The sequence below is a fragment of the Mesorhizobium sp. WSM4844 genome, from assembly GCF_055811775.1.
In genome coordinates this window covers 17624-28251 of the sequence record NZ_JBVVQB010000008.1, presented here as the reverse complement: position 1 = coordinate 28251, position 10628 = coordinate 17624, and the positions used below count along the sequence as shown (strand labels likewise).

Annotated in this window: 9 protein-coding genes; 5 read left to right on the top strand and 4 right to left on the bottom strand. The window is 56.9% G+C overall.

The features are described 5' to 3' along the window. Window positions 1-360: 360 nt before the first annotated feature. On the bottom strand, window positions 361-975 hold the full coding sequence (locus AC0L2A_RS09300; protein ID WP_473608487.1) for a hypothetical protein: 615 nt from the start codon (window positions 973-975) through the stop codon (window positions 361-363). Between the two features lie 469 nt (window positions 976-1444). Between AC0L2A_RS09300 and AC0L2A_RS09295 the strand changes: the two genes are divergently transcribed. Both AC0L2A_RS09295 and AC0L2A_RS09290 read left to right on the top strand, forming a co-directional pair. Further along, the gene (locus tag AC0L2A_RS09295) at window positions 1445-2605 is read left to right on the top strand and encodes an SAVED domain-containing protein (RefSeq protein WP_473608485.1); all 1161 of its coding nucleotides are present in this window, start codon (window positions 1445-1447) and stop codon (window positions 2603-2605) included. 43 nt (window positions 2606-2648) lie between these two features. Continuing rightward, window positions 2649-3065, top strand: a complete 417-nt coding sequence (locus tag AC0L2A_RS09290; protein ID WP_473608484.1) for a hypothetical protein — start codon at window positions 2649-2651, stop codon at window positions 3063-3065. Between the two features lie 534 nt (window positions 3066-3599). Here AC0L2A_RS09290 and AC0L2A_RS09285 read toward each other — a convergent pair. Continuing rightward, on the bottom strand, window positions 3600-5438 hold the full coding sequence (locus tag AC0L2A_RS09285) for an N-acetylmuramoyl-L-alanine amidase (RefSeq protein ID WP_473608482.1): 1839 nt from the start codon (window positions 5436-5438) through the stop codon (window positions 3600-3602). 57 nt (window positions 5439-5495) lie between these two features. On the opposite strand from AC0L2A_RS09285, the gene AC0L2A_RS09280 reads away from it, so the two are divergent. From AC0L2A_RS09280 to AC0L2A_RS09270, 3 genes are all read left to right on the top strand, one after another. Continuing rightward, window positions 5496-5927, top strand: coding sequence for a hypothetical protein (locus AC0L2A_RS09280; RefSeq protein WP_473608481.1), 432 nt, complete (start codon window positions 5496-5498; stop codon window positions 5925-5927). After that, entirely contained in the window at window positions 5899-6237 is a 339-nt protein-coding gene (locus tag AC0L2A_RS09275) for a hypothetical protein (protein WP_473608480.1), read from the top strand. Before AC0L2A_RS09280 ends, AC0L2A_RS09275 begins: the two co-directional genes overlap by 29 nt. 756 nt (window positions 6238-6993) lie before the next feature. Beyond that, entirely contained in the window at window positions 6994-8214 is a 1221-nt protein-coding gene (locus AC0L2A_RS09270; protein WP_473608478.1) for a phospholipase D family protein, read from the top strand. 231 nt (window positions 8215-8445) lie between these two features. Here AC0L2A_RS09270 and AC0L2A_RS09265 read toward each other — a convergent pair whose 3' ends face one another. Both AC0L2A_RS09265 and AC0L2A_RS09260 read right to left on the bottom strand, forming a co-directional pair. Further along, window positions 8446-9513 carry a metallophosphoesterase family protein gene (locus AC0L2A_RS09265; RefSeq protein WP_473608477.1) on the bottom strand — a complete coding sequence of 356 codons (1068 nt, stop codon included), beginning with the start codon at window positions 9511-9513 and terminating at the stop codon, window positions 8446-8448. A 39-nt stretch (window positions 9514-9552) separates the two neighbouring features. Next, window positions 9553-10473, bottom strand: coding sequence for a GDSL-type esterase/lipase family protein (locus tag AC0L2A_RS09260; protein WP_473608475.1), 921 nt, complete (start codon window positions 10471-10473; stop codon window positions 9553-9555). Between the last annotated feature and the right edge of the window lie 155 nt (window positions 10474-10628).

Sequence of the window (10628 nt, the reverse complement as noted above, 5' to 3'; positions counted from 1 at the left end):
TTCCTCGCCCTCACCATCGCGCACCTCCCGGGTTATGTTTATTTCTCGGCGCACCTGTCCCCGTTTTGGCCCCCCGGGTATTGAAAAAATTCTGCCCCGCGCGCTGCCGCGCGCGACTTCAAGCTGCTGGGGTGCGCCCGATCTATCGGTCAAGGTAATCGCTGCAACCTGTAGACCGCCCTGAGTACCGGATGCCGGTTGAAACATTATGCGAGGCATGTGATCCTCCTTTGCATGGTTGAGTCAAGTAATAGATGATCCGTACACCGTGTTAATCTCACGTCGTTTATTTAGAGTCTCCGATTGGCCCTTGGCGACAGAAGCACAAGTTTTTCTGAGGCAAGCTCCTGCATCCCGGGATTAGGTTACCGCTGCCAGCCAGGCCGGATAGCTTCTTGAGATTGCATTGCCGAAATCAGGCGGCTTTCTCGCTGTCATAAGCTTTGCTACGGCTCTGAGATTGTCGGATACCTCGGCTAGATCACCGAAGGCCTCAAATCCGAATGTCCAAGAAAGCTGACCATCAGTTTCGACTTGTGTAAGTTCTATGTTGCATCCCGTGGCAGGCAGTGCTTCGTGCACCGGCTTTGTGTCTGCATCCAGCTCGATCTCCCGAGGAGCTCCTTGACCAGTATCGAACTTTCGCAGCCAACGCGTCTTTGAAGTGACGATCGTCGCGGCGGGCAATGTGAGTGCTTTGGACGTCCATTTGACCCAAAGTTCTATTTCACCGCGAAATATCCCCTCTGATAGTTGCCCGCGGTGGGCGACGAGCCCCTTTACTTCCACACCTGGCTTTTTTCCTCGCGCTTTAACCCCCAGCTCGACCTGTTTCGGATCACGAATGTAGATATCCTCTCGCCGCTCCTCGCCGCCAGCCGGAAACGGGTGCAGCGACGATTCGACAAACCAGTCCTTTAGCCCGGCCGGTGTGTCTCCGTTCCAAAACCAGCGAACTTCTGCTGAAACCTCCATGCCCCAGGATATACCCAGTCGGTTGATTTGCACCATCAAAAGTAAGCAACTTACACGGCGCTTTGGCCGCCTCAATCTGCTACGGCATCATTGAGGTGCGGGAGCCGGAGCAGGTGGTTCAAACGGACGAGGACGAGGACCAGTTCCTAAAGGCGGATCACGTGATACGCACCCGCAAATTTGGCCGGCATTGCCGAACTCGCATGTGCAGCTTCCCTCTGCACAGTTCATTACGGCGCAGGCGTTTACTCTGGAGGACGGTGTGGTGTCACTGGCGGGAACGAAGCAACCGCAGCCGAGTACCTTGTTCGGATTTGCGGTTAGGCCGACGCGAAGCTCGCTACCACTGGCACACAGCATTCGGCCACAAACGAGTCCAGTAAGCGACACAGTAGGGTTATCTTCCTGGAGGAGACCAAGACTTCAGCAGGCGCGGCGGACCGCGCCGGCAACGGCCCATTTTGCGTTTTTGACTACTTACCGGATCAAGGATGGCGATCCGCTGGCCAACCTTATTTCCGGACATGACCGGACGTTGCTGATCGAGCGTCTCTTTGATGGAACGACGGACCGGAGCCGCATGGGCAAGGTGCGCAAGCTCTGGCGGGAGCACCTGCTGCTGAGTACCGACGAGGACCTGAAAGCTGTAGTCCGCGGCCTGCGCGTCATCGACGGCCACCGATCGCTCGATGAGCTGAGGGCCGAGATCAACTTCAAGGCGCAGGTGGTCGGAGTTATGGCGTTCAGCGCTTCTGATTCCGACTTCCGCTACGATGAGCTTGCCCGGCAGATGAAGGTACGGCAGCTCAATGCGCTGACCCGGGAAACTCTTCTGCAGTTCTGCCGTGACGAGGGGCTGCTGGTCGAGCGCCCGGCTGAGGCCGATCCGCTCATGCCCGTGGCGATACGCAGCTTTCTCGGGCCGGCCGCCGACATTGCGGGAGCTGCGCTGGAGAACACGCTGTTACTCACCGACCTATTTCGGCAGCGCTATCTGCAGGACGGACGGGACTGGCAGCACGATATCCGGCCGCTGGTTGAGAGCTTCCTGCGCGAGGCGGTGAGGAAGTCACCGCGCCTGCGGCTAATTCTTGACGCTCATGCATCCATTGCTTTTTTGGCGGGCGCGGTACTGGACGTGAAGGCGGGTGTGCAGACACAGCTCGTGCAGAAAGGCCGTGTCGGGGCGCGGGTCTGGAACGCGAATGACGGCTCGGCTGCCAAGGGCGCGCGGTTCGAGGTAACAGAAGACATACTCAACGGCGGCAATGAGATTGCCGTTGCCGTCAGCATCGCGCAATCGGTGGAGCCGCAGGCCCGCCGCTACATCGCTGAGCATTTGCCGAAGGTGGGCCGGCTGGTAACCTTCGCTATGCCGGGAGGGGCGGGGCACCAAACCGTCGCGGGGGGCGAACATGCCGCCGCACTGGCGGAGCAACTGTCCAACCACCTGCGCGCGGTGAAACAGGATAATCCCGATGCCACGGTCCATATTTTCGCTGCCTGCCCCAACAGCCTGCTGTTCTTCCTGGGGCAGCACCATCAAAGTATCGCTCCGTGCGTCGTCTACGAGTTCGACTTCGATCGCAAGGGCAACAAAAGCTATCACCCATCCTTCGTGATCGATTAGAGCTACCGTCCTGGATGCGGCCAGGGCTTAGCCCGGAGGGTTCATGATGCGAACTGTTGTTTGCGCCGTCGTTCTCGCCCTGCTGCCGGCTACAGCGGCAGCCCGCTCGAAAGCTGCAGATTACCTCGTTGCCGAACAGATCGCGCAGGCGTGCGACGGCAAGCAGGGACAGATTGACTCCGCCTCGGTCATTGAGCGGGATCTCACCGGAGACGGAAAGGCCGACCTCATCATCAGCCACGAAGGCATCAACTGCGCGGACGGGACGCGCAGCACCTTCTGCGGGGCGCAGGTCTGTTCGGTCAATATTTATGTGCGGCGCGGCGGGCTGCTAAAGCTCGAGCGTGAAATGCTGGGGGCCGGCGTGCGCGTTGAGGGCGGCCCTCTTCCGGCAATTTATATGCACGCTCACGGCGGGGCGCAGGGCAGCATCCGATGGGACGGGAACGTCTTTCGCTGAGCGGGCGCAAGTGGAACTCTGTTGCGATCATGCGCGCCAACGCGCCTTCTCCACGTGCTCATTCAACTCCGGCTTTGGGGAGCGAAGCTTCAGGCACCCGAGAATACAACCAACTGCCCCGATCCCTGCTGGACCAGCGTGCGCCGCGAGGCATGCCCAAACATCGGCTTCGCTTGCAGCCGAAGCAAGGCAGCTCAGTAAGTCTGCGCCGACTCCGATAAGGCACCCCGCAAGGCACGTGTACTCCACAGCGGTTGATAGCTCCTTCGGAACAAAGGTCATTCTCTTGTCGAGGTGATCTACCAACCAGGACGCCTCCGCCACGACCGGCCGTTTGTATCCGCCAAGCCGCACCCTGAGTATCAGCATTCGTTCTGAGGGCCTCCCCTCGATTTCGAGAACGAACTTGATCCGCTTATCCACGGAGGTGCTAATCACATGCGAGAATCCCCCCATTTCATTCCTCCATGCCGCATAACGAGGCGCATTTCGCGACTACTGCCCGGACGGGGGAACGGCTATGAGCACGAGCAGCTAGGCGACAGGAACGGCTTCAACCTCGCCAAGCACTCGCTTCAGCATCTCTGCAGAGGCGAAATCCAGAGTTCCATCGCCGCTGTTCTGCGGATCAGTTCTACGTGATCCGCTAAACATATGCTGCTGGAGCATTTTCACCGCCCACGAGGTAACTATCCCGAAATCGCCGTCCACTCGATATATATAATACCCGATCGCCTGCAAGTTTCTCTGGAGCTCGGCTACCGCCCCAGTAACACCCTTGGTTTTCTTCCCGCCGTATATGCCCTTCGCGTCGTTATCACCGCGTCTGAGTTTGCCCTTCGGCTCCACCTTGAAATACCCGCCGAACATTTCTTCGCTCACCTTCCCGTCCGCGATTTGCAAACTGAGGCTCAGCGCCTCGATCCGCTCCCACGGAAAAGCCGAGCTTGGATCACCGGATTTGCGACCGAGCCGGACTGGGCTGGCCGGCTTGCACGGCTTCCTCGCGTTCGGATCACAGACTCCGATATCGCTATGTGCGATTACGCGCGTGGCTGGAATCGCAGGGTAAGCTGCATGTATTCGTTTAACCAGGTCGACGACTCTATCGACCTGCTCGGTGGGATAGTCTCCGTCGATGTGCGTCATTTCAATGCCAATCGAGGACCCGTTCAGCGCCTCATCGCCCTGCCAATGGCTCTTGCCCGCGTGGGCAGCGGCCTTGCTCTCGTGCACGAGCTTGTAAGCATCACCGTTGGGGGCCACCAAATAGTGAATCGAGACCTCCCGGCTGTACAAAAACCTGTTCAGATCGCCGGCCAGCTTCCCGGCCGTGTGGTGGATCACGATCATGTCGGGTTCAGATGGCCGAGTCTTGGCGATAGGAGCTCTCAGCCACGCGGGTTGCAGTAGCACGCGCAGTGCTGGTCCGTTCGCTATCAGCCATTCCGGTTGGTCTGTGTGAACTATCCTGCCTGTTCTCAGTTCCACGCGGCCTTCCAGACGCCGCCACACTCGCTCTTTTGATGGATCCGCCGGGAAGTCAGGGCCGATCGGCGCATCGGACACCTCCGGGGCAACGAACGATGCGGCATACTCCCCGTCTGCCAGCCCGCTAAGGTCAATTGTGGAATTCCCGTACTGGTTTGTGCTCGCCGTCACTCCTCCTATGGTTACGGTGCAGCCGGGGACTGCTTCGTTGCGCAGGACCCTGTTTACAACGGTGACTTGCGTGGCCGCAGGGCGTTCGGCCAAAGTCGACCCCAACGCCGGATCAACAGCTGGGTCCAGGAATTGCGGCTCGAGGGGTTTTGGCTCTGGCTCCTTTGCAATGTCCTCCTCGTCGCGCTCGTCTTCATACTCCCACACGGTTTCGGCATCGAGCGTCTCGCCGTTGTTCATGGAAGATCCTCCCTCTATCCCGACCCCTGCCGCGTCTGTTCCGCCCCGAAGTAGCCCGTCTGCCTCTTCAATCAGCGCTAACACCTTTTCCACATACCTAGGATTCTCAGCCCATATCGGGCCTACGAATCGGATGAAGGCCTCGCCGGTCGACACATGGTAGCGCCACCTCTCATAGGGCTCGCGATCCAGAAAAGCCCAATAACCAGCGATGAAGTCATTCCGACTGCCGAAGTGGCAGTAGTAATCCTTGCCGTCGTGCGCCTCGTATAAAACCTTCTTTGCATACTGCTTCATTTCTGATCGCCATTTTATACCGGCGAAGTTGTTGTATTTGGCAGCGAGATCCGACTTTCCCCGTCCGGATTCAAGGATCCACATCGCGAGCGAAACTGATTTGAGCTGAGGGAACTCAATTTTGGCTTGCCGGTACGTGCGTACCAGATCGCGGAATGCTTTTATGGCAGCCATGCTCGCTCCTCCTGGGCACATCACGCGAAATGCGATACTAGCGCGGACAGGCTTTATATGCCAACATTCGGTAGTGTTGCCCGTACTACCTTTGGGGGCGGCAAGGCCGTGCTAAGGCTCATGCTGCAACAGCGGATTTCGATCTTTCCCGCCAGCACTCTTAACGCACTTCTGGCTGCCCTTGCGCTCGGCTGCCTCTGTCTTCAGCACGCGCATGGAGAGCCTGCAGTCAAGCAGGAGCCGATCCCGGATCACGTGTGGAATCGTATGCAGGGACGATCCTGGCATTCAGACCTGAGCGGATGCCGGCGGCCCCAGGACTGCAAGTGCCCGCCGCGCGATGACTTGGTCTTACTCACCATTCCCTACATCGACTTCAACGGCAAAGTGCAGATCGACGGGGAGATGATTGTTGCAAAAAGCGTGGCGGACGAAGTGGCTCAGGCGGGTGAGAGAAATCTTGGCGTCCGTCAAACTGCTAGCCGCTGAATACTACCAGCTCACAAAAAAACCATTGGGCGTCACCGGAGAGGTCGCGGAGTATGTAGCCGCGGACCTGCTCGGCCTTGAACTCGCTCCGCCGCGCACAGCCGGGTACGATGCGATTCGGCACAGGAACAACGGCCCGCAGAGAATACAGATCAAGGGCCGCGCCTACGGCGAAGATGCAAAGCCGGGCCAGAGACTCGGAACTATTAAACGCGGCGCCTACGCTCCGGGCGGAGGCAAACAAAATGCCAGACTGAATCTTACCAGTCTGAAATACCACAAGAGACGCATCGTCGGAAATCTTCTCTGACAACCCTGGGCACATGCTCTTCGACCCTAGCCTTGACTTTGGCGGCGGGCCTCTAAAATTGGACGATCTGGTCGTCATGGCATCCCTGTCGGATGGGCTGACGCCCTTGAAACCATCCTCGACGGGATGGTCGACCAGTCCGATGCCCAGGTCTCCCAACTTAACGAGTTTGCCTCTAAAAATTTCCCAAGCACAATATTCGCTTGAGGCGAGATCGTCGGATCCTAGCTAAAATCCCAGTGACTTCTATGGTGCCTACAGGCTGTTATCAATCTGCTATGAAAACAGAATTCAATACCAGAGGAAATATGTCGACGATTCGATGATGGACGAGGCCCGGTTGGATATAAAAACTATTGAGCAACGGATCGTTACGTCTTTCAAGGGAAAGACCCGAAATCAAATATGGGATAATTCGGCTGCCGCCTATCCAATTTGGCGCCACGATCATCAATACCTGAGCCCAGACGGCATAAAAAATATTTAAATCCTATCTAGACAAATTGTTGAATGAATCCATTACGCGGGAATTTTCAAACGATCTCGGTGGGATATGTAAAAACTCGGTCAAGATGCTTGCAGGGAGCATGCTTGGCACAAAGGAAATAAGAAGGACTTTTGACGGTCCCATCCCCACGGAGTTCCTTCCCCTACCCTAAGTTGACATTTAAAGGTTCGGGATAAGCTTCCTTTGCCACTAGATGGATAATCCGCCTCTATGGCAGACTCGTTAAAAGCTCTTGGGGGGACGCGCCGGTGGAAGTCGAGTTTCTGACGGGAAATGCTGTCGAGCGTACCATAGCGCGGCTCGTCGCTGAGCACGATGAGTTTCATTGGGCGATCGCCTGGGGCACCTCCACTTCGCTCGCCGAAGAACTTCTGTTTCAATCACCCAAAATGAGAGCCGTGACCTTCGGCCTTGCGTTCGCCCAAACAGATCCTGACCTTGTCGACTCTCTCGTCGGGCTCGATGGATGCTACGTCGTCACGGAGTTTCCTCGAGGGACCTACCACCCGAAAGTCTATGGCTTCCGCTCTGGAAAGCGGGCGGCGGCAATCGTCGGAAGTGCGAATTTCACTCACGGCGGGCTCGGCAAGAACCATGAGGCCTCAGTCTTAGTCACCGGTTCGGTTGACGACAAGGTTCTTGCCGACGTCTTCTCGTTCACGGCACGTAGCGCCAAACTTGGAAAGAGCGTTACGCCGGAGCTGGCGCGGCGGTACCGCGTCAGCTGGAAGCTCGCAGCGCGCAAACCTCGTCTGCCACGCGATCCGCTCAGCGAGGTACCTCTTCCAAGCCTCAAAGGCCTAACATCGCCGTTAGTAAATAAGGATTGGGCGGATTACGTCAGCGCCGTGAGGCGATCCAGCTACCATGATGTTGACGAGAGCCTCGAGCTGCTTCGGACTGCCCAGACCTGGCTATCAGCTGCTCGGTCATTTCGGGATCTAAGCACGCTCCAACGTAAGGCGTTAGGGGGCATCATCGGTCAGTGGGAAAAGGCTGGCGATGACGAACTTAATCAGGACTGGGGCTGGTTCGGTTCGATGAGCGGCGCCGGCGATTTCAAGAATCGAATCTCGGAGAACGATCGCTCTATGGCTCGTGCGGTCGACAGCATTCCCCAGAAAGGAGACGTCACGAAAGAACACTTCAATCGATTTGTCCGTCTATTCCTCAAGGCGTTCGCCAACTCGCATCGGGTCGGAGGGGTACCAACGGCCTCGCGGCTGTTAGCCATGAAGCGGCCTGACGTCTTCCTTTGCATCTCGAACCCCAACATCAACGCCGCTGCCAAGGAGATGGGTTTCGCCAAATCGACCCTCACCCTGGACAACTACTGGGAGCGGATTGTGGAAGTGATCCGGGCATCGGACTGGTACAACACCGACAAACCGGAAACCGACGAGGGACAACTCTGGGAGTGTCGAGCCGCTATGCTCGACGCCATCTTCTATCAACCCAAAAATCCGTAAGCATTTGGTTAAACCATTCCAAAGCTACGTCGCTCTCTGTTCAGCATAGGAAGTGGTCAGTGTGAAACTGGGATTTCACACTAACGTCCCTCACCTATTTGAGGACGGATCCACTGCACTGGTCGTTTGGCGTACACTCCGTTCGTTCACGGCAACGGTTCAGCGTGCGCAGAACTTCGAGCGGATCCCCTTGTGCTAGACCCGCTATGCAGGACATGTCCGGGTGAAAGGCTATCTCGGCTTGTTACAGTTCTGCCTTGCGGGGCCAAGCTGAATGTCTTTTTTCTCGCTTGCGATCTGCAAGAATTCCCAAGTGTAATAATCTTCATACAAATCGATCTTCAGGACACCCTGGTTTCCTCTCACGTTCCCGAAAGGGCCGCCTTCCGATGTGGCGGCGAACGGTTTTTTGTAGAAGTCCTTGGTAAGCCTGGAGCCACCAGTGCCGACGACGAACGACCTAATGCCGTCGGCTGCAGGCTTGCCGTTGGCGTCGTGCGGGGCGAACTGCTCGTAGTCATGGTCGTGTCCGGCAAGAACGACGGACGCACCGTGTTCATGGAGCGCGCGGAACACCACCTGCATCGACCGTTCGTCGCTGAGTGGCGCGTCGGGCTTCGGATGACTATAGCCCTCGTGGCCATGCTGGCCAGAACTGAACAGTGGTGCATGCCAGAAGGCGAGTATGCATCTGGTCTTGCCGCCCAGCGCAGAGGCGGCTAGCCTTTTCTCCATCCACTTCATTTGGGTGGCCATATCTTGCTCGTATGGCGGTTCCTGAAAATTGTCGTTCAGACCGACAATCAGCCAAGGGCCGTCTTGTCTCGGAAAGTCGAGTGAAAAATAGCCCTTCTTATCCCAGCGGGGGTTCTCACCCTTGTGTTCTTCATCGGGCTCCGGATCGTCGTTCTGGTGCACGAACGGGTTGTCCTCGAAATGACTGAAGAAAGGCGCCGCATCCTTAGTGTCATATTCGTGGTTCCCTGGAATTGGCATGAGCACATCGTCAAAGCCGGCCCAGTTCTTAGCGAAACACGCAAGCTGACCCTTCTCCCCATGCTTGTAGGCGAGGTCACCCAGAGCCAAGACACGGACCGGGACTTTCGACTGCTTAATCACATCGAAAATGATTTCGCCCGTCGCCTTGGCACGTGTCCAACCCTCGCCGGGACACCACGAAATATCACCGGCGGCAAGCAGCGTACCGATCTTCTCCGGCTCCTGCGACCGCGTCGGCGAAACGCCCGAAAGGACGCTCAGCATGGTGCCGGCGATCAAAGCTACGACACGTCGTGTCAAAGTGATTCTCCCGCATGGCCGCCGCCATCGGCGAAACTGTCAAACGATGGCAGCAAATTTTTTCGTAACCGCGTCGAAGCCCTTCGGCGTTGGATGCAACTCGTTCGCCCACCAAGTCTTGTAAGTTGAACCTGTCAAAAGCGTATTGCGCAAATTCAGAAACCTAACATGTTCGAAGGGAGGCTTGCCGGCGAGGCCCGCGAGCATCGTATTAAAGCGATCAATAAGCTCGACACAGATTTGCTTTCGCTTGTTCATCTCCAAGTAACCTTTCCGGCGAAAGCCTGGCTCAAGCCAGGGGCCAGGAAGAGGCCCCCAGCCACCCGCGAAGCCCCGACCATCAGGTACCGGATAATCATAACCGTGAATCACGACTGGAACGGGATGACCAAGGTGATGTTGGCAAATTGCGGTTATGGCACTCAGGATTGTAGCGTAAGCTTCACGCATGCGCTGATCAATGACGCCTGTAACGATCGAATCGTTGAGACCGGGGTAGCTTGATGTTGCGTAGTTGAGCAGAATGGCAAACTCGTCCCCGGCCACGTCATTGCCACCTCCTGAGAGAAGGATCGCACGCGGCTCAACTCCCATACGGAGAACCTTTTCGACTCGGCGGGAGAAATCGTCGAGTTGTCCGTCCGAATAAGCCATGTCTTCGACCGTATCGCCGCGGTGAGCTGCAGACTCCACATCGAACCCGTAGCTGTCCTCAAGATCGCTCAGGATATCGTGAAACGGATAGTCGAACCACGAGTCCCCCTCAGCGAGTAGGACACCCATGCTAGCATGCGTGACGGGGGCCTTGGTGAGCACACGTTTTGTCGGCTCTACCTCCAATTTTGCTTTTGCCAGCACGCGCCGTCGTTTTTCGACTGCTTGGGCGCGGCGTTTGAGCGTGGCTGCAGCGAGTGCCTTACCAACCGCAATCGCCTTGGAAATATTCTGTCTTTTCGCCACCGATTTCCCCCTTCGAATGCTAGATGACCAAGCACAAACGGCAACATGACCGTACGAAATTCCTGGGCAACATACACCACAAGCAACAGATTGTACAAACGACCTTGCCAGGTAATATGCTGAAAAGCGCGAATATTGATTGCAACAAGTCGATT